The organism is Epilithonimonas zeae, from assembly GCF_900141765.1.
In the GTDB taxonomy this organism is placed as follows: domain Bacteria; phylum Bacteroidota; class Bacteroidia; order Flavobacteriales; family Weeksellaceae; genus Epilithonimonas; species Epilithonimonas zeae.
In genome coordinates, this window is record NZ_FSRK01000001.1 from 1,578,486 (window position 1) to 1,604,874 (window position 26,389).

Consider the following 26,389-nt stretch of genomic DNA (forward strand, 5'->3'; position numbering starts at 1 on the left):
GTTAATATATTCATCACTAAATTTGATACATGACAGTCTATTGTTATAGCACACAGAATGAAAGAAAGGCTGTCTCAAAAGAAGCAGCTTTTTTGTTTTTAATATAAGAGCAGGATCTGTTTTTGCGCTTAATAAAACTTCGCTAAAATTGAATTAAAACAGCTTATTATTATACCGTAATTGATGATGTAATAAAAGGACCCTTGAACTTGTCTTAATAGTATGAGAATATACTTTTTACTTCTAATTATTTCAGCACAGTTTTTTGCTCAGCCAACCAATTCCAATGTTGATGAGATCATTCAAAGGGAAATGAAGGAACGAAAGATCCCTGGATTGCAGATGGCTGTTGTGCAAAATGGAAAAATTGTTTTAAGCAGATCCTACGGAATCGCCAATCTGCAGAATAATGTTCCTGTAAACAATACAACTATTTTCCCGATCAACTCCAATACAAAGGTTTTTACTGGTGTTGCCATGATGCAATTGGTTGAGCAGGATAAAATCAAATTGAATGATCCGATTGGTAAATATCTGGATAATTTGCCCGCTGAATGGCAGAAGATCACTGTCGACCAGCTATTGACCCATATTTCCGGATTGCCTGAGATCCTGAAACTACTTGATCCAATGACAGGTAATATTGGACCACTGAAGACTGAAGCCGTCATTTGGGAAAAACTCAAAACGCTTCCCCTTGAATTTAAAACAGGAGAACAGTTCAGTTACAATCAGACCAATTATTATCTGTTGGGAAAAATTATTGAAAAGTTAACCAACCGATCTTTTGCCACAAATTTCGAGGAAGATCAGTTTAATATCGCTCATCTTAAAAATACGGTATTCGGAGATTCTAGAGATATTATTCAAAATTATGCGCCATCTTATCGCTACAATAGTTACTTTGATGGAAAACAGGGTGAAGCAAAACTGACCTACACCTATACAGAATTTCCAGATTTCGTTCGGACAGGAGCAGGTCTCAACAGTACTGCTGAAGATATGGCCAACTGGCTCATCGCCTTACAAGATGGTCGTCTCTTCAAAAAACCAGGAACTTTAGATATGATGTGGACGCCAGGTCAATTTAATAACGGGACACCGACCAATTGGGCAAGAGGCTGGGGAATTACAAAGCCCCGCAAAAACCACAGTGCGGTCGGCATGTCCGGAGGAAACAGATCTGTGATAATGGTCTATCCCGATGATGATCTGGCAATTATCGTATTGACCAATCTGGCAGGAAGCAGTCCCGAAGATTTTGTTGAAGAAATTGCAGGTTGCTACAATCCTGATATCGTGAAGGCAGATCCGTTGACCTATTTAAGAAAAAATCTGAGAGCAATAGGGTTTGAAAATGCCATTGATTTTGTAAAAAAAGAACAAAAGACAAATCCTTCATTTAACCCCAACGAGTCAGAGCTAAACGATTGGGCATACCGGATGATGGCCAATAAACAGGAAAAAGAGGCCTTAGAAATTTTCAAACTTAATGTGTATCTATTTCCAAAAAGCTGGAATGTGTATGACAGCTACGGAGAGATCTTATTGAAAATGGGAGATAAAAGCAAGGCCATCGAGATGTACAGAAGATCCATAGAGCTCAATCCGGAAAATGAAAACGGGAAGAAGATCTTGGAAGGAATATCTTCTTTATAAAATTGAGAATAACAGAGCTTAAAATAAAAGTTTTTGGGGATCTTAAAAATTCGACATTAAAATTTTTAATTATATCACACTCTTTTTTATAGTTTTACAAAATGAATACTATCTATAATGAATACTTTGTCAATGGAATAATTGCAAATTTCATTAAAAAGTTATGGATTCTAGATAACGTAAAAAGTAACTCTCCGATATTAGATAAAGGTGTTCCGCCTAACGGATGTTTCACAATGGCCATTATCAAAGGAAATGGATTGAATGTAAGGCATAAAGATCAGGTCAGACATTTACCTGAAGGAATCTACTTCTGTGGTCAGATCACTGAAACATTGTCTCTTGATATTCTTTCCGCGACAAAAGCAACAATGGTCCAACTTTTCCCTTGGACACCAGCCTGTTTTGGGATCTCAGACGCTCACTTATTTACTGATAAGATTTTTCCTTCAAACGAATTAATCCATTTTAAAGAAATGAATTTAGATAGTATGATCGATGTAAACAATGAAATGGTCTGCAGCTATCTTGTAAAAACTTTCTCTGCATTGTTTACAGCCAATGCCAAGGTTGGAGTAATTACTAAAAGCACGCAATTAATTTTGGAAAAAAGAGGTGACATGACTGTTGCTTCACTGGCAAGATCAATGAAATGTTCTGAACGCCATCTGCAAAAGTTATTTAAAGATCTTATAGGCATCAGCCCTAAGCTTTTTATCAATGTTATCAAAGTACGGGAAGCCCTGGATGATATCGTATATGCAGATCATAAATCTGCAACAATGACCCAGTTAGCCTTAGCTAATGGTTATTACGACCAGCCTCATTTCAATAATGCTTTTAGTTCGTTTGTAGGTAGAAAGCCAAAAAAATTTGATGAAAAAGATTTTTTTCTTACGATAAAAAAATAATGTGTTCGCATTTATACAATTTTCAGCTATGCAAATTGTAGTAGATTCGCCACTTTACAATTAATACACGATGAATCTACTAATCTCAACTCAGGATCCTTCCCGTCTCTTTCATAAAATAAATGTTGCGTTTACAGAAATCAGTAAAACCAGGGTTGTCATATTATCGTTTGCATTATTATTTGGAGTGTTCTATATAAAGGCCCAGAAGAACGAATTCAATAAAGGAAAAGCTACGTATGGAAATTGGGGCGTAGAAACACAGTTTATCAGCAAGATGGTACAACCTGGCAATGATTTTTACACCTATGTGAATGAAGGTTGGCTAAGATCAGCAAAAATTCCGGCCGGGGCTTCGGGATTTAACAGCTATACCGAAGCAAAAGATAAAATCAATATGCGAATCAACGAGATGATCTGTGATGGAGCTAAAACCGAGCATTCTACAAATCGGTCTTTAGAACAGATCAGAGCAGTCTATCTAGGATATTTGGATACGGACCATATGGACGAGGTTGGCATTAAGCCTATTGAGGAAGACCTTAGAAGCATTCTCGCTATCAATAGTTATGAAGCGATCGCAAAATGGATGGCTGATCCAAAATCTTTCTCGATCATTGCTATACATACCGCGCCCGATCTTAATGACAGAAGCAAATTTTTAGTTGCGTTAAACGAGAGTGGCATCGGATTACCTGCACCTGATTATTACACGAAAAATGACGCAGATAAAATACGACTCCGAGAAGATTACAAACAACACATCATTCGTACCTTACAATTAGCCCACATCAATAACAATGAACAATTGGCTGGTAAGATCCTGGAAATTGAAACAAAATTAGCAACCTTACAATGGACACCTGCTCAGATGCGAGACAGCAGGATAAACTCCCATTTGATGAACACTGCCGAGCTTGAATCGTATGCTCCAGGCTTTCCATGGAAAATATTTTTAGGAGAAAGACAGGTTGACGACGTAGATCAAGTCATCCTACAGGCCGATACGGCGATCAAAGCTAAAGCGAAGTTATTTTCTGAAACACCAATTGAGGTATGGTCAGCATATCTTGCATTCCATTGGATCATAAACCATTCTACCCTATTATCAAAAGACTTCCGTCAGAACCATTTTGATTTTTATGGAACACGGCTGAACGGTGTAAAAAATGATACTTCCAGAGAGAAAAAATCAATACAATATGTAAACAATCGCCTGGGACAGCTTGTCGGAAAAATATATGTTGAAGAATATTTTCCTGAATCCCATCTCAAAAGTATAAAAGATCTGGTAGGATATATTCGCAAGGCATTCCTCGAAAGACTTGAAAAATTGGATTGGCTGGATGAAATAAGCAGAAAGGAAGCCATTGACAAGCTAGATGCAGTAACAGTCAGGATAGGATATCCAGATGTCTGGAGAGACTATTCATCAATGAAATTTGACGCAAAAGAACCTGTCTTAAATGAACAGCTGATCGCAAAAGCAAACTGGGATCATGAAAAATCTCTTCTGAATAAAAAATTCACAAGTAAAGAATGGTATCAAATGCCACAGACCGTTGATGCGACGAGCAGCAAATTATATAATTCTATAGAGTTTCCCGCAGGGATCCTACAGCCCATATTCTTTGATCCCAATGCCGATGCAGCAGTGAATTTCGGAGCAATAGGCGCCATTATCGGTCACGAGTTGGGACACTGCTTCGACGACCAGGGATCTTTGTTCGACGGAAATGGTGTAATGAGGGATTGGTGGACCCCGAAAACAAGAAAGCAATTTGAGAACCGAACGCAGCGTCTTATTGCACAATACAGCAGTTTTTCGCCTTTAGAGGGAATTCACTTGAACGGAGCACAAACTCTTGGAGAGAACATTGGTGACCTTACAGGTGTTGTCGTTGCCCATGCTGCTTACAAACTCTATCTGAAAGATCATCCGGATGAAAAGAAAAAGCTTTATGGCTTTACACCTGATCAACGTTATTTTTTATCTTTTGCGCAAGTCAACCGAAGTCTCTACACACCAGAAGCGTTCAGATTAATTGTAGAAAAGGATTATCACGCCCCTGCCCAATACCGTGTCAATGGAGTAGTAAGAAATATTGATGCATGGTACGAAGCTTTTAAGATCAAAGTAGGTGATAAATTTTATCTTAAGCCGCAAGATAGAGTGGCGATCTGGTAAGCAAAAATAATATACTTAAATGTGCCGGATAGTATTTTTATCTAAAATATAATACAGATGGACCGATCGATCATAGGAATTTTACTATTTTATATTTTTGAGATGGTGCATTGAAATACGTAGTTGCCGAAAATAAGGTGATGATATACTTAAATGTACAGATATAAGTTTTATATAAAACGTCATGTTTACCAATAGATCTAAACAATTTAGATTGAAATAAGGCATCTGCAATTTTATGGTTTTGATTTGGTACACGAAAGTATATGTTGTCTAATAAAACCATCAGCTTCTAAAATTATTTTGTCGATCAAAATGGTCACTCCATTTCCCGGAAACGCATCGGTGTCATCTGCATATTTTTCTTGAAGAAATTATTAAAATGCGTAGCCTCTTTGAACCCCAGTGAATAGGCAATTTCGGCAACATTCCATTCGGTATGTCTCAATAAAATCTTTGCCTCCTGTAATAAACGCTCAGTAATGATCTCCGAAGTCGTTTTTTCAGTGATCTCTTTAACGGCCCGGTTGAGGTGATTGACATGAACGGAAAGCTGACCGGCGAATTCAGAAGGCGAACGGAAGTTGATCCGCTGTCTCGCATCTTCGATAGGAAACTGACGCTCCAACAGCTCAAGGAACAGATGGGTGATCCGCTGAGAAGCATTAGCCTGTTGTTTTTCAGCTTTTGAAGTCGGTTTCATTTTAAGTGCATAATGAAGTAATTCAAACACCAGGTTTCTCAACAGATCATATTTATGGGCATAATCTGAGGCCAATTCAGTCTGCATCTTCGTGTAAACCTGCTTTATATTTTCCAATTGCTCATCTGTCAGCTCGAAGACCGGTATCACGTCAGGTTTAAAAACCTCATAATCGTTCAGGTTTCCGAAATGATGAAAAAAAGAAGGTGTAAACACACAGAAGAATCCTGCCTTCTGACCATCGATCCATTCAAATTTGTAAGGGATCTGCGGATTGGTGAAAAAAATTGCCTGCTTTTGAATATCAATGACCTTGTCAGCATAATGGATCCGGTTTCGGCCGACGATCAGGGTGATCTTAAAATAATCTTTCCGGCTGTAGACCAATGGCTTAGCATTTTTACCGATATACTCATCGATGGTAAAGACATTGAAGTGCCCTACCCCGTTACGGATATTTTCAGGTACCCGGTCAAATTTCGACTGGTAAAATTCTTCCAGTGACTGCATTTTCTCCATGTAATAAATATACAAAAATCAAACAAAAAAAACACTGCCACTTTCGAATGGCAGCGTTATTAATTTAGATTCTGATGGTCATTTAAAAATCGGTAGAAAATGAAATATCCTTATTGATATCCAGTTCCTCTGATAACAAGCCTATCTTGTACTTTGCACGGTTGTAGGCATCGCTTCCCAAATACAAGCGTACCGGCGGATTCGGATTTTCAGCAAGATCGATCAGGACACAGGCCAGCTTGTCGGGATCTCCAGCCTGCGTTCCGTTCATGGCAGCGTATTTTTGGTGTGAAGCTCTAATAACATTGTATCCTTCAACTTTATTCTCAGCGAAAACGAGAGAGCCTTCTTCCAGAAACTCGGTGCGGAAGGCGCCCGGCGCCACTACCGTTACTTTAACACCGAACTCTTTCACATCTTCTGCCATGACCTCGGACAGTCCCGTTACCGCATATTTTGTTGCGGCGTAAATGGCCCAGCCGATTCCTGGCGCAAATCCTGCAATTGAAGAAATATTGATGATGTTTCCTGACTTCTGTTGCCTGAAGTAAGGCATGACCGACTGCATTGTCTTAATCACAGCCATAACATTAATGTCAAAACTGTCCCTGATCTCTTTTTGGTTCAATTCTTCCACAGCACCACCGATGCCATAGCCCGCATTATTGACCAAAACGTCTATTTTCCCGAAGTGTCCGACAGTCTTTTCAAATGCCTTGCTGACAGATTCTCCGCTTGTCAGATCTACTTCCAGCGGTAAGAACTGCTGTTTGTCAAATTCTCCGACAGCCTCCATTAAACTCTGCGCTTTTCTGCTTGTTGCAGCGACCCTATAACCGCTTTCGATAAGTTTTCTCACCAGTGAAAGCCCCATTCCTTTGGATGCTCCCGTTACTAACCATACTTTGTCTGTTTCCATATCTTGATCTTATTATGATACAAAATTAGAATGACTGCCGAAGTCTGTTGTAACAGAATTGAAACAATATATTACGAAAATCAAACAAGTTTAGACAGCCTGTTTGATTGTCATTTTTAAGTATACCCTACACAGGAGAAATTTTCAAATGATCAATCCAGAAAAGTATCCGGGATTTTAAGACAGACTGTTTATTCACCTCTAACAGATGATCGCCTAGAAATATAACAAAGAGTATTCTGATCAATTTCAGTTGTTGATCAAAACACCTTTGATCACCTATATTCTATATGATTATTTTTCCCTGATCTTCCTCTTGTGATCTCTTCCCCATTTTTCCAGGGGCTTTGCAATTTCCTGTAAGCTTAATCCATAATCCGTCATAGTGTATTCTACCTTGACTGGATAATCGTCTGTGACCTTTCTGTCGATCAATAGATTTTCTTCCAGATGTTTTAATTCCTTAGACAAAACCCGGTTGGTTATCTTCGGTATTGAATTTAAAATTTCATTGAATCTTGTATTGCCTTGATAGATAGAAAGGATAATCGGCATCTTCCACTTGCCACCGATGACAAACATAGTATCCTGGATGGCGTTGATCTTTTCCTGGAAATAATGTTTTTTTTCCGTCATAATAATTTAAGTATACTTTTGTATACAGGTATCAAATGTATATCTTTTTGCCAGTAATTTTGTAAAAGAACATTTAAAATTTTATAAAATGAAGACAATATTCATCACCGGAACCTCATCAGGAATAGGCAAGTCAACCGTTAAATTATTTCAACAAAGAGGCTGGAAGGTCATCGCTACAATGCGCGATCCCGAAAAGGAAACGGAACTTGATCAATTGGACCATGTTATTCTTTTGCCTTTGGATGTTACTGACCTGGAACAGATCAGGTTGACCGTAGAAAAAGCTTTATCGCTAGGACCGATCGACGTGGTCGTGAACAATGCGGGATATGGGCTGATGGGTGCGTTGGAATCCTTTTCCGATGAGAACATCGTGAAACAGGTGGAAACGAATTTTCTGGGAACAGTTCGGGTAACACAAGCTTTTACACCTCACTTCAGAGAAAATAAAAATGGACTGTTCATCAATATAACATCCATCGGCGGACATACCAGCTTCCCGTTCACCAGTATTTACAATGGTACGAAATGGGCGGTTGAAGGCTGGAGCGAATGTCTTTCAATAGAGCTATCGATGTTTGGTGTCGGTGTTAAGACCGTTGCTCCGAGCGCCACGAAAACGGAGCTGTTTAACCATAATTCAGATGTCACTGCACTACCGTATTATGATTCAGCGGAAGAAAAAATGCTTAGTATGATCAAACCCGATTCTTCACCTGATGAGATTGCGGAAGTGATCTTTGTAGCAGCAACCGACCAAAAAGACAAGTTGCGTTATTTTGCAGGAACAAAGGCACAGGCTATTTACGATAGACGTCAGCAAATTGGAGCGGAAGCTTCTGTCAAAGAGATCAAAAAGATCTATTTCGACGGGTTGTAAAGAAGTAAACATCCATCAGATCAATATGAGTTATAGGCTTTGTCCTATACCTCATATTGATTGTCTGGGGATGATGTAACTCGTGATATATAATCCCGGGATTAAAAAATGACATTTTTATAACTGTGATCTGCAACAAACTTTGTAATTCAATTTAACGGATAACAATTATAATTTGTTGAATCTCATTATAGTGTTCTTAATACTTATTGTAAGATTTCCAGTCAATATTATCTTTTGCCCATTGTTTGGCAGAGGTTGTCGGGATTCCGTTCTTCCCATTGAAGGTATTCTCTAATGGCCACGAAACACCTTTTCCTGCTCCGAATATCGACCGGTATTTTTTAACGAAATTGGTGGGATCGTTTTTAAGGTCATCTGTGATCTCTCCCATATCGGAAAGTGTACGCTCATACTTCTGGCCTGATAATGATTCTGCAATATCAGCAAGATCTCCGTAGGTTATTGTATCACCCGCAATATAGACGATCTCATTCTCTATCTGCGGTTCTGTAAAGAAGATCTCAGCGGTAAGACGGCCAATATCATCCGGTGTCGTCAATGTAACTGCCGTATCCCATCCGCCAATGGCATTGATCGACTTATTTTCCAGATCTAAAATACCGAAGAAAGGTTCAAAAAGATAACTGGTGAACATGCCTGTGGAGATGATGACCCATCTTGTGGCACTTTGCGATCTCAAAAGCTCTCTTACATCAAGCTGCTCATCAAAAAGGTCCTGCGCACTTCCCCGTCCTATTTCCTCAAAGTCCACGCCGAACTGCCAGGGAAAGTATCTTTTGACACCGGCATCCAGTACAGCATTGGCCAATTTCAGCTGAAAACCTCCTGCGCCTGTTCCATAACCTGTACATGAAACAACAGCGTCGTAATTTCTGAAAATATCGATAAGCTCAGCAGAGGAAGCGGAAAGGTCGCCTGCAAGCAATTCCACCCCTAACTCCCGGATCTCTGTGACATTACTTTTCTTATCAGGATCTTCAGAATTGATCGTTGTTTCTCTAAGCAGTACGGTGACTGTAACGTTATGGTAGCTTTTAGCCTTTTTTGCTATATTTCTGATCACCGGCATTCCTAATTCGCCTGCGCCCAAAATTAAAATTGATTTATTTTTCATTGTAAAAAAATTAAGTATTGGAATTGAAATTCGTTCATTGCTGATCAATTCACTTCCTTTTTCTTCTACAAATTTAAACCGTTAAAACCTGTAAAACAATAAGGTACAATGATGTCAGCTAGTTACCTATATGTTAGTATTTTGATTGATAGCCACATTAATTTCAAATAATTTTCAAATAATAATAGTCTCTAAAATTCTCATTATTCTCAATTTTCTCATCAGAATCATTTATCTTTAAGCAAAATATTTTATTTAAACATAAGAGAATATGGAAAGATTGATGTCAGATGAAGAGATCGTAAAAGCTTGGGACGACATTTGTAAAGTTTTGAATAAAGATCAGGATGAACTTAAACGAGATGTATTGAATCACGTTGGTAACAAATGGTCACTTTTTGTCATACACGCTCTGGGAATAGATGGCAAAATGCGTTTTTCAAATCTACAGAATCATATTAACGGCATCAGTCAAAAAATGTTGACAAAATGCCTTCGCGAATTAGAAAGGGACGGATTGGTGTCGAGAAATATTTATCCCGAAGTGCCACCGAGAGTTGAATATGAAATCACGACTTTAGGCAGAGGATTATTAGTACAGGTAACACCTCTTTGGTTTTGGATTGCCGATAATATCAATGAGTTTAGTGAGGCGAGATCCAATTTTTTTAATAATAGTACTATATAATATCTTTTGTTTAGAAATTATCAAGTATCCTAAAATATCTTTCCTAACCTAACATCCTTTTCCTAAAGCGGGAATATAGCAATAGAGAGTTGCCATAGATCTTTCGAGACTTTTTGCTATTTTTTAGTCCAGGTCTTCCACGTATCGCGCAGAGTAAAACATCTTCATTGCTTTTTTCGCAGCCAGACTTGTTGTGAGTCTCTATGAAGTTCTATAATTTGATCTATGGTCGATATTCTTAGGTAATCTATTTTCATACTGAACTTTTGATAAAATTCTTACAATCCGAAAATAGGCTACATACTCTGAGCTCTCCCATTACAGAAATTTTGTAGCAAACTTCCTTTTTAGAAGTTCCGTTATGAGAAATAAAGATCAGAAAATCTTTAAAATTACAAACCTAATTTAAAGTTGTATTATTCCACAAAAAAACTGTCTCTCAAATGAGACAGCTTCTCTTCTCCTGATTGTAAACTACAGTCGTATTGATTTTACATACTAATAATTTCTGAGGAATAACTTTTATTTATTAATAATCAGCTTACTGCTGAATGTCACACCAATGCCAGTGCCGGTCAGGATGTATGTACCTTTAGGAAGTGCAGAGGTCAGAACCGGTTCATCGGCGTTAACCGACTGTTCATCTACCTTTTTTCCGGACATATCATAGATAGAAACCTTGATTTTTCCAGAAATCTGTACGCCATTGGTTTTAATAAAAACTTCCTTGCTGGCCGGATTTGGATAGATAGAAATTTTCTTATTGACTGTAATTTCAGAAGTCCCCAAAGAGCACTCTGCCGGCACAGAAAAATCTTCTATCTGGTCAGAGATCGCATTAGGTAACGCTCCTCTTGTAGCACCAGCACTGGCATTGACTCCAAGACCACGTTTAGCAAATGAGCTCCAAATCATACATTTGTTTTGACCGTTGTTCAGGTCAGCATCCGCTGCTATGATTGCATCTCTGCCAATTACGAAATTCGGATAGCAGCCTTGTATTTTCATCGCTTCCATTACCAGTTGAACCACTTTTCCGCTTCCTGAGTTTGGATTGTTTGCGATGTCATTAGAATAACCATACTTATCAGCAAATTTCCAATGTAGGTCCCACAGCATCGTTGCCCAGATAAAGCCCACACCATGAACATCTACGGCAAGGGCACCGCCGCCCGTGTCTATGTATTTCCCGTTTGTGTCTCCATAGGTATAATCATTGATGGCAAAATCAGGAGAATACTTAGCAGGTCGGATTCCTGGACCGTCAGCTCCTTGATTCGCCACGAAACTTCCTGTAGACCTTGGCAGCGCAGCTGTGGCATCTGCTTTTCCAGTGACCATTAGTGCCATAAAGTCGGACCAACCCTCACCCATCTGTTCATTGGCATAAGCGGCATTGAGACAGCTGTAGCCGTTACCTGTACTTCTTGTAGAGATGCCGTGCGTATATTCGTGTGCTATAACACCGTTATCGAGACTTCCATCTACATCGAAAGTATTGTATTTCAGGTTGACATTTACATTAATATTCTGGTCTATTTTGCTTTTGATGATTTCTCCTTCCTCATTGTCAATTAAGATTCCGGGGATTGTTACAGTGGTATCGGTACCACTCATATTGATGATCGTTTGACCCGGAGTAGGATTATATATGATAACACCTTTCGCTCCTTTGTCCTGTGCTTTTTTGAATTTGACATCAAAGTTGCAGGTTCCTCTCTGGATTAGTGCAATTTTTCCGTTCAGATTGGTATTGTCCAAGTTCGTACAACCGTCTGCAGGTGTAGCTATTGCAACATCACCGGTTAATGGTGAGTTTATTGGAAAGGCACCTCCAAAGTCAGCATTATAGCCTGCAGCAGGTTTTCTGTTCACCAAATCACTTGGTGCATTGTAGCTCAGCAAATAGCCGTACCTCCAAAGATACATCTGCATTCTTGGAGAAAAACCGTCCGGAGGAGTTGCAAAGTTGGCATTATTAAGGGAGGAGCCGTCTCTGGCCTCTGATAAAACAGGATCGAAATCGGTGTAAGGTTCGCCCTTTCCAAAATTATTTGACTGAAAGTTACGCCCCGCTTCATCAAATCCAAATTTGTAAAATATGTCGTGCATCTTATTGGACGCGTAGAAAAGATTTGTAATAGAAGCATTGGTATAGGTAGTTACTGGCTGATTCAAATCTAGTGGAAAATCAAAAAGTTTCTGTGCCCCTCCATCGGCACTAGGTCCAAATGCATTGGAACCATTGAGGTCTACGTAGGCGTAGGCATTATTTCCTCTCGTGATGTTATAAGTTTCGTCACCGTCATTTTGCCATCCTAGTGGAGAAGCATCCAGAAACCACGGGCTGGTTTCCAGCGTGCGCTGACCGAAATTAGGTGATTCGATTGGAAATGCATACACACGGTAAGAGGCATTATCTACAAGTACAGACTTGTGTTCTCCAGTTTGTTGGTCTGTTGGCTTTTCAGAATTATAATGAATACTATCCAACTGATGTTCAGAAGAAAAAGAATGGTCGTGAAACTGGCAAGATACTGTGAGATTGGTTTTCTCAATAATAGCACCTGTTACTGCATCTATGATGATGTCCCAATAATTGTTAGTTCCCTTTTCGAAGAAATTGACAGCATAAGCCAATTGCAGTTGTCCTTTCTCTGTTGGAAAATAAACTAATTTAGATAATACCGAATTATTTTTTCGTCCCTCGAAGGTATAATCGCCTTTGTCTCCTTTCAGATTAGCTGATGATAAAATGACCGAGAAGTCTTTGGGAACATCCACAGAAGGCTTGGCAGCAGTAATATTATCCGATACGGAAATAAATTTGTCAGACATATATTTCACCGTGTTGCCTCGCATCAACACAGACGAAATGGCACCGTAAACAGGAATACCTCTATAAGTCTGCTGTAAATTTACAACTTTACCGTCAGAATCTTTTTTAGCCTCGGAATGAATGATGTCAAAGGTCTGGCTAAAAGTCGTTTTACCTGTTGCCAGATATTGTTCTATGATAGCCTTGTCGCTGTTCTGAGCCTGCATCACGGTGCCTGCAAACAGGGCGACTGCCGCTATCGTAATTTTAAATGTATGTTTATGATTTAGTTTCATTAGACCAAAATTAATTTTTAATGATTTTCTGTGATGATATTTTGCCTGTTGCATCGGTAATATTGATGATGTAATTACCGATTGGAAGATGGCTGATGTCAATCATCGTGGCATTTTGATAGCTCGCCACTTTTTGCCCTGCCATATTAAATACCGTTGCATCTTTGACCTTGTTTTTCAGGAAAAGATAGCCCGATGTAGGATTAGGATAAAAAGATGGTTTCGATGTGCTTGCTACTTCCTGACTGCCCATAATGGCACTGCAATCCGTTGCAAAAACTGCTGTCGAATCTATTTGCCAAAGCGTCTGACTGGAGCTGTACGCTACATCATCCACTTGTATACACTTTAGATTCGGGCTGGTATGTGCAAAAAAACCGATGGCGTTTTTATTGTTCCCGTTTTTCACGTTGATGAATTTCATCTTCTGATTTTCAATCGCATTAACATAGATCAGATCGCCGTTTGTAGATGCATCCACCTCGGTCAGCTGCGAATAATTAGCATAAAAATATTGCAGCATAGAATGACCGGTCAAGTTGACTACGGGTATTTGCGTACCATCCATTATAAATTGCCTTAAGTAAAGTTGCTTGCTGATGTCAATAGATGTGATAGGATTGGCCTGAATCATAAAAGTATCCAGCAAAGGATTGTTCGATACATCAATCTGCTGAAGTTTGTTAAGGCCTACGTTGAGGTAGGTAAGACGCGTATTTTTCGTCACATCAAGCGTCGAGATTTGATTGGCTGCTGTGTTTAGTTCCGCAAGTCTTGGGTTCTTGGTTACATCAATACTGGAGACATTGTTGGACGCAAAGTAAAAATTGGTCAGCATTGGACATCCTGTAACATTCAATGCTTCGATCGCATTGAACATAAGGCTGATAAATGACAATTGAGGATGCGATCCGAAGGTCAATTCTTTCAAGTAAGATGATTTGCTAATGTCTACTGCCAAGAGTTTGGAATTTTGTGAGAGGTTCAGTTTGGTGAGGAGAGAATTGTTGATCCGCACTTGATTGATTTCTTTGTTAGTCGTCACATCTACAACGGCCACTTTGGAACCATTGATAACAAGTGAAGTCAGGTTTTTGAAGTATTTAACCTCCGGAACGTCTTTGATATTTCCGGTAAGAGTAAATCCTCCGGTATAAGCCTCAGCTTCTGTCATCTGTATCTCGCCGTCATTATTGGTATCAATACCGGTATAGAGCAGAATATACTCGAGGAAATTTTCGTCTGCGAAATTGATGTTCTGTGCGTTTGCTGTCGTGAAACTGGCACTAATGAGCATCAATCCTATAGTTGCTAGAGTTTTTTTCATTTTACAATTAATTTAGTGGTGTTAACAGTTCCTTCATTGGTTTTACCTACCAGGATGTAGTTTCCATTAGGAACTGATAAATGCGTTTTGTTACCGTTGATTTTAACATTCTGATCCAGAAGACGCCCGTTCAGGTCATAGAGGTCATAGCTCACATATTCTTTTCCGCTGAAGAAAATATCGCCAGTGGTAGGATTAGGATAAACCATTTCGCTTTTTTTGTTAATGCCGGAGACTGCAAGAGTTGGAAACTCTATCTTGTAAAGTTCCTGTCCGTTAGCCACGTTAAGTTTCGCTGACAGATAAAGAGCCCCGTTATATGCTTCCATCTTCCCAAGAACAAAATTGGTGTATCCTGGTTTAAGTTCCAAAGTAAGCTTAGTTCCATCCGCTGTTCCATCACTCTCCCAAAGCCTTGCTTCGCCGGAACCATCATTTGCCAGAAAGTAGAGCTTACCGTTCAGTTCGGTCAGACTGCTGGGATTGGATGCCGCAGAACCAGGGTTGATATCTTTAACCAGTTTCGTTCCTTCCCCTGTGCCATCTGTTATCCAAAGTTCCGTACCGTTGGATCCATTATTGGCACTGAAGAAAACCTTATCACCAACTTGTTTGAAGTTCCCAGGGAAAGAGTTTGAGGTGCCCGGATTAATATTTTTTACCTCTACAGTGCCTTCCGTTGTTCCGTCTGTTTTCCAGAGTTCAAATCCTGATGTACTAGAACCTGCTGAAAAGAATAAAGTATTTAGCTGGCTGCTGTAAAAGAAATTCTGAGGATTGGAAGTTGTATTAGGATTAATGGTTTTAAGAAGAGAAACCGATGTGCCATCATACATATATATCTGGGCATTGTTAACGCCTGCTGCTGGAGATGCGGCCATTACAATTTTACCGTTGACAGCGCCCATCTGTCCGGTAATGACAATGGGTGTACTGATATCGTGTGTAGCGTTATCAGAAAAGTACCATAGTTTATTATTTAATCTGTAAAAGATCTTTCCATTGCTCTGCAAAAGATTTGCGGCAGTAGAAAGTCCGGAGCTTACAAGATGCGCACCTTCGCTATTATCATAGGAATAAAGACCTGTCGTACCAATCACTGTTAGAAAATGCAGTTTATTATTGTAATTCATTAAAGAAATCGGTAAAGAACTGGCAGTACCTGGGTTTATATCAAAAGCGAGATTTGTACCTTCCGGGGTACCGTCTGTGGACCAGAGTTCATTACCATAAGTTGGATTGCTGGCATTAAAGTACAGCTTGTCGCCGTAATTGAAAAATTCTGCCGGAGTAGATGGATTTGCACCGGGATTGATATCTTTTAATAAAGTAATGCTTTGTGCGCTTAACGCATTGGCTAAAAAAAGGGTAAATACTATTTTTTTCATAATGATGTTTTTTGATTATTGAACAATAACTTTGGTCGACGCGTTCATCTTCTTATCATCAGAAGTAACCTTCAGAATGTAGTTTCCTGCTTTTGAATTCAGATTGATTTTACTATTATTATCAAATTTTCCAGCTTTGATGAGGCGACCAGTCGTATCGAATAACTCAAACAAACCGGAATTGACATTGCTGATCTTAATTTCGCCTTTAGAAGGATTAGGATACACGTTAAGCTTTGATGATGAAGCAGTCGTTACAGCAAGGGTTTCATTAGGAAGATTGACCTTGTAAAGTTCCACACCGATCTGGTCTGCAGCATCTACCCTGGCAGAAGCATAAAGATTGTCATTATACACAGCTAGTCCAAATGCCGCAGGAAGTGTTGAAAGCACTTTGGTGCCTTCTTCCGTGCCGTCTGATTCCCACAGTTGTCTCAAATTGCCAGTGTTGTTCAGAAGGAAATACAGTTTATTTTTGAAAACCGTCAGTTTATCAGGAAATGAACTTGTGGAACCAGGCACGATGTCCTTCACCATTTTGGTTCCCTGCTCGGTGCCATCTGTCACCCACAGTTCGCTGCCGCTAGTTGCCCCATCTGATGCAGTAAAATAAACTTTCCCATTGTACTCTGTAAAGTTTGTGGCACTGGAGCCTGCCGTGGCCGTAGTGGTATTGATATCTTTGACCTGAACAGTTCCGTCCGCAGTTCCGTCTGACATCCACAGTTCCGGACCGTTACCTCCGTTTGCAGAGAAAAACGATTTTCCTAATGCGGGACTGTAATAAAAGTTCTGAGGATAAGCAGTAGCTGCAGAATTAATGGTTTTTAAAATATCCAGCGTATTTCCGTTCAAACTAAAAAGCTGATACCAACTTGGGTTTGTAGCCGTTTTGTACTGGCCATTGGCGATAATCTGCTGTCCCACATTTCCGAGGAACATCACGGTCACATTATCATCGACCATCACAGGCTGTAAACTATCATCCAAAGTATAAATACGCTGCGTATTAGGTGACATTGTGCTGTTGGTCGCCTTGAAATAAAGCTTATTGTTGCTGGTTAGAAAAGTGGTTGCAAACTTAGCAGTTGTGGAAACTGTCTTAAGACCTTCAACACTGTCGTAGGACATCAGGACACCAGAACTACTGACTCCATTCACAGGTAGAGCGGCTGTAAAATAAAGTTTGTTTCCGAAGGTATAAAGATTGGTCGGCGATGACGAAGGTGCACCAGGATTGATATCCGCCACTATCTTTGTACCAGCCTCTGTTCCGTCCGTTTCCCAAAGTTCAGTTCCTGTGGCAGAACCTGTCTGACCATAGGTGGCACTAAAGTACATTTTATTATTAAACACCATAAAATTAGAGGGGGCCGAATTGTTTAGGCCAGGATAAATGTCCCTTATAAGAGTAAAAGTAGTTTGGGCGGATAAAAGTCCCCCTAAAAGAATTGCTAAAAAGTTGATTTTTCTCATATCAATAAATTATCTTTAAATAAATAAGGTTTCTAAAAATGATTCAGAAAAATTATCTATCAATTAAATTGATTAAAAGATATTTTATCTCATCATTTTAGATTTCTAAATTATCAATATGAGCTTTAAAAAAATAGAGAAAAGCTTTCACATTTGAGAAAAATACTTGAATATGACAGTACAAAAGACCATCTAAATAATTCTAAATGAAATATTTACATTTCAACAAGAAACAATATCAATTAAAAGTTTTTTTCATTGAAAAATGGTAGAAAAACGAAGTTAAAAGAGTTAAAATGATGACTAAAATCGAAATCGTTATGAAATTCCATATTACGTTTTTATTATTTTTATGGATAAAATTTGCATTATCATTAATTACAAGCCTTTCAATTGTTTCATTCTGAAATTTTGAAATTTGTAACAATACTTGATTATATTTATCAAAATAATAAAGATATAATTTGTAATTTTTTCTTAAATAACTATCCTGAGCCATCAGTCGATAATAAATAGATGTAAGCTCTGCATCATACTGAACAAAATCATCGACATCAATAGTTTTTAGTAATTGGCCAGCTCTATCCAAATCTTTTCTTTTTAAATAGATATCGACCAGCCCCACAGATGCAAAGTATTTATTATAACCTAATCCATCTTTTTTGCTGTCCAGAACTTCGGCGTAGAGCTTTTCTGCATCTTGGGTCTTCCCAATGGATTCCAAACAATGGGCTTTCTGGATATCAATCAAAAGCCGGTTTGTAACAACCACATCCTCAGCTTGTAACTGATCATATACGGTCAGTGCCTTGTCAAAATATTTTATGGCAAACTCACAGTTGAGCTCATTTTTGAAGACAATACCTTTCACATTAAAGACATTGCCTTGAATAAATAGAAGGTCTTTGGGCAACGATATTATATTGATTAAATTCTCTGCCTCGTCTAGATTTCTCTTGGCGTCAGCATTCATATTGATTTGCTGATACTGGTTTCCCAGCATCGAGAGAAAACGAACCTGATTGATTTTATCATCATTTTCCTTGGCCATCTTAATGCCCTGATTGCAATTTCTAATGACCTGACTGATGTCTCCCAGAACCATCTGCGCATTGACCAACTTGGAAAGGGCTCTAATTTTTGTAGGATAATCCTTAGTTTCCAGGAGTATTTTCGTAGAAATGCTCACCAATTTTTTTGGATCGGTAAAAATAAGATTCGCGGCTTCGTCCAACTGTTTATCGTGCTCCGTTTTTTGTCCAAATACAGAGAAGGCGAAAAGCATCAATAGTATGTTCAATAATTTTCTCATCCATTTATTTTTTGGAGAAATTCTGTTGGCGAAAGGTTCATCCTGTTTTTGAAAATCGTTGTAAAAAGGCTGTGTGACGAGAATCCGCACTCGTCTGCAAGATAACTTACCTTATATTTCCTGTATTCTGGATTTTCTTTGATCTTATCAACAATATAATCGATTCTGAGATTGTTGATATAGGTATTAAAATTAGAGTTTTTATGTTTGTTAACCACCTCGGACAAATACTTCGGATTGGTATCGAACTGTTGCGCCAGAGTTTTGAGCGACACCGTTTTCCGGATGTATTTCTGATTTTTTTCAAACTCTTCCAGCTTGTTTAGAATCCTTTTTTCCGTTTTATCCGGAATGACGAAATTTTTGACCTCTGTACTAGCAGGCACTTTTTTTGCGAGCCTGGACTTATACTTTACAGACCAATAAATCAATATTATTGCGATGATGAAAATCACAATAATTGCGAGATAGATATACCGGAACATCTTTTGCTGAGCTGCCAGTTTTTCCTCATTCATCTTGTTGATATGGTTCACCAACATTGCTTTGGCAACCGATTTTTTTGATTCGATGTTTTGAATAATGTTGAAATATTTATCATTCGCCGAACCAAGCATATTGAATTCATTGATTCCTGCAGAGGCTTTTGCCAGATTTTTGTAATAATCTGCTTTCAGTCCAATATTAGAAATACCGGAAGCCGAACTCTGGAAATTTTTGAGAAAATCAAATGCAGCCTTTGGGTTACTCTTTTCCAATTCAATTTTAGCTAAAGAGTTGAAAACCAGAATCTCGTAATAAATACCAGATTTATTGATGTTTGTTAGTCCACGGGCATAATTTCTTGCAGGCATCGATTCAGCACTATTCTTGTTCAATAATTCCGAAAGCCATATACTACTCTGAATCAAAGCCTTGTTATTACCTGCTTTTTTGTAATTCTCAATGGCAGATTTCAGAATGGCAATTCTTTCGGACGGTGCAAATACTTCAAAACTGGTTTTATCAATCGCCAGATCTGCAAAAATTATTTGTTTTGAAAATTTAAAATTCTGAACATCATTGCTTATGTTTTTCAACTCACTGGTTAGACCTAAAGCCTGGCAAAGTTCTGCGTACAAGTATTGATATTGAAAGAAAATCTCAGACTTTTTATCATTCGTTGCAATTTTTTTTAATGCTGATAAACTGTTCAATGCTTCCTCGTAATTGCCTTTGATTAATAATGACTTAATGCGGAGAATCTGCGCGTCGGCCGGTGAAATTTTGGAATAATACTTCAGCAGCGGTTCCAGCTGTTGACTGTCGTACTGCATCTTGTCCAGGATCTCTTCTCTCAGGATTCCGACATCGTTCGGCGTCTGCGGGGTATAGAATGCAATAATAAATAAGCACAGAAAAACAACAATGCGCTCTGTCAACAGATTTACTGGTATTTTCTTTATTATTGCTATCATACTAACTTACAAAAATAGGAAATAATTATCGCTATCTTATTAACTATATACCACACAATTGTAATTCTCAAAAACCCAACTATCTGCGATAATTTCTAAGTAAGTAAATTTGATATCTAAAAATTAAGTGATCTTCGATTACATAATTACTATTCGTACTTTTTTTCTTCAGGCTTCATCAACATCACACACGCACCAGCAATCAGGAAAAGAAATCCCGTCAGAACAATGACCAACGAAGGGTTGTCATTCAGAAAGGTTTTGTAAATGAATCCGAAAGAAATCGTCTGTATCAGCATCGGTACTACAATCATCATGTTAATGACGCCCATATAGACACCTCTCTTCTCCGGTGGAATTGATGGAGAAACCATTGAATATGGAAGTCCCATCATTGATGCCCAGCCAATCCCCAAAGCCACCATCGGAACTAGGAGAAGATATTCGTTTTTAATGTATGGCAATGCCATTATCCCCAATCCTGTGATACAAAGACAGAAAATATAGGTATTTTTAGAAGTGAATTTTTTAGCAAAAGGTACCAGCAGTAAGGCCGATACCATTGTTATAATATTGTAAGAGCCATTCATTAGTCCGGTCTGTCCCACAGCAACTTCCACCAGATGAAGCACATTTTTTGCCCAGGACATATCTTTTTCTACCACAAAAACTCCGCTTTTTGCCAGCTTGATGATTTTGTCTGCTTTTTGCTCATCGCTTTCAGAAATTCCATATAGCGACAGCTTGAGCATTGGCGTGATGAACTGCCAGTAGCAGAACAGCGCATACCATTGGAAAAGATAGACCAAAGCCAGCTGCCAGAGTAATTTCGGCATATCCCGTATTGCAGAAAAAATTTCTATGAATGGTGTAAAAAATGTACTTCCTTCCTTGAACTTTATGAGTTCTTCCAGTTCTTGTTCAGATGGCGGAATCTCGGGCGTTTTGTAAACCGACCATACGACCGAGGCTATGGAACAGAAAGATCCAAGGAAAAAAGAATAATATACCCAAACAGGAATACCGCCACCTGAGGCATTGCCCCCGAGATATTTCTGAAAAATAAACAAAGAAAGATTTGCCAGAGTAATCCCCGCTCCCACAAACAGGCTCTGCATTTGGAATCCGAAAGTCTGCTGTTCCTGCGGAAGTTTGTCTGCAATAAAAGCACGATAAGGTTCCATCGCGGTATTATTGGCAGCATCCAGAACCCAAAGCAATCCTACTGCCATCCAAATGGCAGAACTGAAAGGGAACAAAAATAAAGCAATGCTGCAAAAAATAGCCCCCAAAAGAAAAAACGGCTTTCTGCGCCCCCATTTCGGACTCCAGGTTTTGTCACTGATGGCACCAATCAATGGCTGAATCATCAACCCTGTGATGGGGCCGGCAAGATTCAGAATGGGAAGTTGCTCTGCGTGAGCACCGAGGAAAGTGTATATCGGATTTACCGCCGTCTGTTGCAATCCAAAACTGTATTGTATGCCGAAAAATCCGACATTCATATTCCAGATTTGCCAGAAACCGAGATGTGGAATTATTTTTTTTGTTTTCATAAATTAATTAGATTGTAAAGCACAATTAAACCCATCTTTATTTCAGCAAGAGTTCGTAATTCTTTCCAAGAACCAAATCTGCCTTTGCTTTTAATTGTTTAATAATCTGATGTTCTATCTCCAACACCTGTTCAACAAAATCACTCTTCTCGTCACGGTTTCTATTCATACGATTATCATAGGTGTCTCTATACGTTCTGTCGATGAAAATTTTAAAATCAAAATCGTCAATCTCCAAAATATAAGTGCCTTCGACAATAGCAACTGTGTAATCTGCTGCTGCTATTTCTTCACTTGCAATCCTGTTCTCTATGTAATGTACCAAAGGTTTTTCTATTTCTACTTTTCCGCTTTTGAACTCTGAAATATTCCTGGAAAGCTTTGCCAAATCGACTTCAAATATCCCTACGTTTTCTAAGGATTTTATGCGGTTTTCGTGATTGCTCCTGGGTGGAAGTTTAAAATAATCATCCATCTGCCACACAAGGCTTTTAATATTATTTTCGTTTAAAATCTTTTGAACTGCAAAAGCGGTCACGGATTTACCGCTTCCGCTTTCTCCTGCAATTCCTATGGTGAGTTTGTGTTTATTTTTTAATGGCAATTTTGTATTCAGTACTTCAAATATTTCTTTACCTATTGCCAGATGTCTTTCTTTAAGTTCTATATTGTCTCCTATCATTTTATTCTTTCTTAATTTATAATTTCATTTCCCAAGCTCATCATCAGATATCCTGAAGCCGAAAAACATAATTTTTCAGTTCCAAGTGGCAAAAGTTTATCGGTTGAATAATATTCCCGGAAATGTTCGCCTTTTTCCTGCATCTGCTGTTCATATTGCGCCAGTATCTTTTTCGGAATCCGTCTAAGGTCTTTTCGGTTGAGCGCCAGGCAAAGCCATCCTAAAAATATAGGCCAGGAACCACCATTATGAAAATGATGAGGCTGGTTTTTGAAGCTGTAGCTGTAGTTATTCTCCAGAAGTTTCCAGTCGTAATCGCCGGGATAAATCACGGGATAGAATACGGGAAGCATCCAGTGTTCGAATTCTGTATGAAGACCTTCCAAAAATCCGGTAAAAGCTTCGAGATCCAATTCGAAATCCAGGAGAATCGCCAAAGCATTTCCTGCCAGGTCAAATCGGTCATCGTAGCCATTGGCATTAAGCGATGCCCAGAAATAAGGTTTTGCATCGGTTTTGGCGTAAGCTGTTTCGTGGTATTTTGGTTCTGATGAATCGTTCTTATAAAAATTTTCCTGAATCAAATTCCGGATGTTTGTTGCCTGAATTTCCAACTCGGAGTTCTGGTAAATCTCGGCTGCATTTTTCACCGCCCAGTAGCGCAAAACATTATCGTAGAGCGTGTATCCGGAAGTTACATATTCGTCTGCCCAGTTGCCGCCTAACGGACTGTACAAAAGATCTTTCTGATTGTATTCCCAGGTTTTGAGGCAGGACAGTGCTTTCAGTATTTTTTCTTCGAAAGATTGTTTTAGGTCATCTTTTTGATAAATTTTCAAATATTCGCAGGTTACAATAATCCACCAAGTGGTGGCGTCTGTTCTGCCAACGTGTGTTCCGTAGCTTGCTTTTCCGCTCACAACATTGGACGGAATCTGCCCGTTGTCCGCCTGATGTTTGGCAAGCGTACGGATAGATTGTTCCAAGCCCGCCAGAATCTCTTCATCATTAACCAAAATACCGGCATAACCTGTCATCATAGAATCTCTCGCCCAGACTCTGGCATAGTTGTCCCTTTGCTGCGCTGATGCCAAAATCCCTTCTTCTGTAATCGCCTTCCTGATGATATCTATCGCTTCTTGTTTAAACATATCTAATTTTTACTTTTATATGAAGCCAAAATCTATCAAAATTTGGCTTAAATGTTTTCTGTATTACCTTATCGATTCAAAATAAATTCATATTAATAAAACTAAGTTGAGTATAAGCAGAATAAAATATTTTTAAAAATATCATATTCTGCTCTGTCATCAATTATCTACAAATCAAATTTCACACTCACGCTGTAGCTGGCTCCCGGAAGTGTTCTTGCTCTCACGATTCCGTTTCCGCCGGCAATTGAACCTTCTTCTGCCTCTGTCACCGCAATGGTATTGAATACATTATTAGCATTCAAACTTACGGAAAGGTTTTTGAGCACCTGATAAGAAACATATGGATTTACGATAGCGTAACCCGGCATTAACAATTTGTTGTTATCCTGGGTAAATGCTTTGGTAGCGCCGATCAGGTAGAATCCTACATTGAACTTGTTCGCATTGAAGTTAGGATTCACTGAATACATCAATTTCGGTGTTCTTCTCGGCATATTCCCGATGATAGTAGGGTCTATAGCATTTCTAATTTCTGCGTGGGTGTAGGTAAGACCGGCCTTTACATCTAATCCCTTCGTAATTTTGTAATAACCATCTAATTCTACCCCGAAAGACTGGTATTTGTTATCCGTTTTTCTCTGAGTTGTAGCTTCGTAATTGGCTTCTTTGGTTCCTGCATAGAACAAAGTGGTATTAAGGAAATAGCCTGAACCTCTTAATTTATATCCCGCTTCCACCTGATTAACCTTATTTACTTTCACAGCATCCAAAGCCGGGTCATCATTATTGGTATAATTGTAACCGGAGAACAGGATTCTGTCCGCAGATGCGCTTCCGCCCTGGCTTACTCTTGCGAAAACGGCATTTTTGTTGTTCAAAGCATAGTTTGCACCCACTGAATATCCGAAGATTCCGTATCTGTAATTTACGGGAACATTGATGTTGTCATTGGAACCGACCATTTGTTCAGAAATATCAATCACGCCGTTTCCATTCATATCACGGCTTGTGTAAGTGACTGTAGCTCCGGAGAAATAGCCTGATACTTTTCCGATGTCATATCTTGCGCCTGCATCGATGGTTAATTTGTCTGTTGCATTGATTTCCACCTGAGCGTGAGGAGCGGTGATATCGTATTTGGTATTGTAGTCTCTTTTCAGGTTGCCCCAGTCTTTCATTCCGTAGTTAAGTAAGCCGTTGTCGGTAATGTACTGTCCAGCGGTATTTTTCACATCAATTAATCTTGCATTTTTATCGCTGACTTCCTGCAGATAGTTGTTCCACATCCAGGACATATTGATGTTCTGGGAAGATTTGTACAACCCGGCATTGAATTTCACAACATCCCATTTTTTGCTGATGTTAAAGTCATTCACAAAATTATTGAAGTTATTCAGCTTTACATTGAAAAGAGCGATTTTCATATAGTTCGCATTCATATCAATCGGCGTGTTGGTTCCTGCATAGACTGCGCTTCCGAAATTGGCAAAATTAGCCGTATTGAAGAAGTCGCTACCTCTGCTCACGCTTGCCGGAAAAGGTGCTACAAACTGTCCGCCATTGGCTGCATACCTGATTTTTTCTTCCAATTTCCAGCCTTCGCCAAGATTATAATTGAATTCAGCACCGATAACTTTTGACAAAGAATGCATCCCGTCTGAAACATCAGTATTAAAAATATTACCGTCATTACCCAAAGTTCTGTCGTGCTGCAGGTTGATGGTTTGCAAAGCCCCTGTAAGAATGTTGTAGTTAGGCAGTGAAGACCATTTCGGGTCAGCATCTGTACCTTTAACGCCAACAGGCATCGGCATATAAGCTGCAGTTCTGTCATCCAGAACTTTTGCATAAATCCTGAAGCTTCCTTTTTCAAATTTCTTAAGAAAAGACAGTCTGAACTGGCCGCCGTTGTTGGAATTAAATCCTGTTTTTCTTGGGCCATCCCCTATCCTGTAGAAACCTCCCACTGCCATATAAGTATCATCGCCTATTTTGGTTCCGTAATCGAAATCGGTTCTGTAATTTTTGTAATTAAGTCCCATTTGCTGGGTAATGCTTCCGCCTTCTTTCTCACCGGTCTTAGTAATAAAGTTGATAATTCCGGCCGGAGAGTTGCTCGCAAATGCCGAAGCCGAACCTCCTCTAAGTGCCTCAACTCTTGAAACGAACGAGTCAAATCTTGTAAACTGGTCCTGAGTTCCGAAAGCAATGTCACCAAACTGCATGACCGGAAGACCATCTTCCTGAATCAGCAAATATCTGGAACCACCGGCCGAAACAGGAACCCCTCTCACGGTAATGTTAGAATTACCTTCCCCACCTGAAGATTCTGAACGGATTCCCGGAATGGTACGGAAAATCTCTGCGGTAGTTCTTGGAGCTGCATTTTCTATATCTTTCATTTTTAATGTAGAGATAGACGTACTGGTCTTGATGGATGCTTTAGGATTAGAGTTCCCTGTAATCACCACTTCATCAATTGTTTTATCTCTTGATATTGTGTCATTTACAGTACTCTGCGAAAACATAAAGGCCGCGGTGTTCATCGCACCGAAAATCAGTAATTTAGTGAACATCTTTGATTCCATATCTTTATGAAGTTTTTTTGTTATGGGTTAAAAGTATTTTTTTTAACACATCAAAAATGCGTTTTGAATATTGTATTAACATTGCGTTAAT

Annotated in this window: 19 protein-coding genes; 5 read left to right on the forward strand and 14 right to left on the reverse strand. The window is 39.0% G+C overall.

What is annotated here, in order from left to right; genetic code table 11:
* Positions 1 to 222: 222 nt before the first annotated feature.
* From BUR19_RS07260 to BUR19_RS07270, 3 genes are all read left to right on the forward strand, one after another.
* Positions 223 to 1,659 (forward strand): serine hydrolase, encoded by a 1,437-nt coding sequence (locus BUR19_RS07260; protein ID WP_074234323.1) that lies wholly within the window; start codon positions 223 to 225, stop codon positions 1,657 to 1,659.
* Between the two features lie 101 nt (positions 1,660 to 1,760).
* Positions 1,761 to 2,570: a helix-turn-helix domain-containing protein gene (locus BUR19_RS07265; protein WP_074234325.1), complete on the forward strand. Its 810-nt coding sequence runs from the start codon at positions 1,761 to 1,763 to the stop codon at positions 2,568 to 2,570.
* Positions 2,571 to 2,640: 70 nt separating this feature from the next.
* On the forward strand, positions 2,641 to 4,758 hold the full coding sequence (locus tag BUR19_RS07270; protein WP_083600680.1) for a M13 family metallopeptidase: 2,118 nt from the start codon (positions 2,641 to 2,643) through the stop codon (positions 4,756 to 4,758).
* Between the two features lie 319 nt (positions 4,759 to 5,077).
* Here BUR19_RS07270 and BUR19_RS07275 read toward each other — a convergent pair whose 3' ends face one another.
* The 3 genes from BUR19_RS07275 to BUR19_RS07285 form a co-directional block, all read right to left on the reverse strand.
* Entirely contained in the window at positions 5,078 to 5,971 is an 894-nt protein-coding gene (locus BUR19_RS07275) for a helix-turn-helix domain-containing protein (RefSeq protein WP_245799035.1), read from the reverse strand.
* Between the two features lie 91 nt (positions 5,972 to 6,062).
* A complete protein-coding gene (locus BUR19_RS07280) occupies positions 6,063 to 6,899 on the reverse strand; it encodes an SDR family oxidoreductase (protein WP_074234331.1) in 837 nt (278 codons plus the stop codon).
* A 294-nt stretch (positions 6,900 to 7,193) separates the two neighbouring features.
* Positions 7,194 to 7,535, reverse strand: coding sequence for a winged helix-turn-helix transcriptional regulator (locus tag BUR19_RS07285; protein ID WP_074234333.1), 342 nt, complete (start codon positions 7,533 to 7,535; stop codon positions 7,194 to 7,196).
* Positions 7,536 to 7,623: 88 nt separating this feature from the next.
* Between BUR19_RS07285 and BUR19_RS07290 the strand changes: the two genes are divergently transcribed.
* Positions 7,624 to 8,418 carry an SDR family oxidoreductase gene (locus BUR19_RS07290; protein ID WP_074234335.1) on the forward strand — a complete coding sequence of 265 codons (795 nt, stop codon included), beginning with the start codon at positions 7,624 to 7,626 and terminating at the stop codon, positions 8,416 to 8,418.
* A 199-nt stretch (positions 8,419 to 8,617) separates the two neighbouring features.
* Here BUR19_RS07290 and BUR19_RS07295 read toward each other — a convergent pair whose 3' ends face one another.
* A complete protein-coding gene (locus tag BUR19_RS07295; protein ID WP_074234337.1) occupies positions 8,618 to 9,556 on the reverse strand; it encodes an aromatic alcohol reductase in 939 nt (312 codons plus the stop codon).
* A gap of 271 nt (positions 9,557 to 9,827) precedes the next feature.
* On the opposite strand from BUR19_RS07295, the gene BUR19_RS07300 reads away from it, so the two are divergent.
* Entirely contained in the window at positions 9,828 to 10,244 is a 417-nt protein-coding gene (locus BUR19_RS07300; protein WP_074234339.1) for a winged helix-turn-helix transcriptional regulator, read from the forward strand.
* Between the two features lie 522 nt (positions 10,245 to 10,766).
* Here BUR19_RS07300 and BUR19_RS07305 read toward each other — a convergent pair.
* The 10 genes from BUR19_RS07305 to BUR19_RS07350 all read right to left on the reverse strand — a co-directional run bounded on the left by BUR19_RS07305 (position 10,767) and on the right by BUR19_RS07350 (position 26,286).
* The gene (locus tag BUR19_RS07305) at positions 10,767 to 13,358 is read right to left on the reverse strand and encodes a T9SS-dependent M36 family metallopeptidase (protein ID WP_074235584.1); all 2,592 of its coding nucleotides are present in this window, start codon (positions 13,356 to 13,358) and stop codon (positions 10,767 to 10,769) included.
* A gap of 10 nt (positions 13,359 to 13,368) precedes the next feature.
* Positions 13,369 to 14,685: a T9SS type A sorting domain-containing protein gene (locus BUR19_RS07310; protein ID WP_074234341.1), complete on the reverse strand. Its 1,317-nt coding sequence runs from the start codon at positions 14,683 to 14,685 to the stop codon at positions 13,369 to 13,371.
* Positions 14,682 to 16,073 carry an ELWxxDGT repeat protein gene (locus BUR19_RS07315; protein WP_074234343.1) on the reverse strand — a complete coding sequence of 464 codons (1,392 nt, stop codon included), beginning with the start codon at positions 16,071 to 16,073 and terminating at the stop codon, positions 14,682 to 14,684. The genes BUR19_RS07310 and BUR19_RS07315 overlap by 4 nt, the downstream gene beginning before the upstream one ends.
* Before the next feature lie 15 nt (positions 16,074 to 16,088).
* Positions 16,089 to 17,414: an ELWxxDGT repeat protein gene (locus BUR19_RS07320; RefSeq protein ID WP_074234346.1), complete on the reverse strand. Its 1,326-nt coding sequence runs from the start codon at positions 17,412 to 17,414 to the stop codon at positions 16,089 to 16,091.
* A 373-nt stretch (positions 17,415 to 17,787) separates the two neighbouring features.
* On the reverse strand, positions 17,788 to 18,861 hold the full coding sequence (locus BUR19_RS07325) for a tetratricopeptide repeat protein (RefSeq protein WP_074234347.1): 1,074 nt from the start codon (positions 18,859 to 18,861) through the stop codon (positions 17,788 to 17,790).
* On the reverse strand, positions 18,858 to 20,318 hold the full coding sequence (locus BUR19_RS07330; RefSeq protein ID WP_074234350.1) for a helix-turn-helix domain-containing protein: 1,461 nt from the start codon (positions 20,316 to 20,318) through the stop codon (positions 18,858 to 18,860). Before BUR19_RS07330 ends, BUR19_RS07325 begins: the two co-directional genes overlap by 4 nt.
* Positions 20,319 to 20,467: 149 nt before the next feature.
* Positions 20,468 to 21,874 carry an MFS transporter gene (locus tag BUR19_RS07335; protein WP_074234351.1) on the reverse strand — a complete coding sequence of 469 codons (1,407 nt, stop codon included), beginning with the start codon at positions 21,872 to 21,874 and terminating at the stop codon, positions 20,468 to 20,470.
* A 37-nt stretch (positions 21,875 to 21,911) separates the two neighbouring features.
* Positions 21,912 to 22,556: a uridine kinase family protein gene (locus BUR19_RS07340; RefSeq protein WP_074234353.1), complete on the reverse strand. Its 645-nt coding sequence runs from the start codon at positions 22,554 to 22,556 to the stop codon at positions 21,912 to 21,914.
* An 11-nt stretch (positions 22,557 to 22,567) separates the two neighbouring features.
* Positions 22,568 to 23,707 carry a glycoside hydrolase 100 family protein gene (locus BUR19_RS07345; protein WP_074234355.1) on the reverse strand — a complete coding sequence of 380 codons (1,140 nt, stop codon included), beginning with the start codon at positions 23,705 to 23,707 and terminating at the stop codon, positions 22,568 to 22,570.
* 167 nt (positions 23,708 to 23,874) lie between these two features.
* Positions 23,875 to 26,286 (reverse strand): TonB-dependent receptor, encoded by a 2,412-nt coding sequence (locus BUR19_RS07350; RefSeq protein ID WP_175565880.1) that lies wholly within the window; start codon positions 26,284 to 26,286, stop codon positions 23,875 to 23,877.
* Positions 26,287 to 26,389 lie beyond the last annotated feature (103 nt).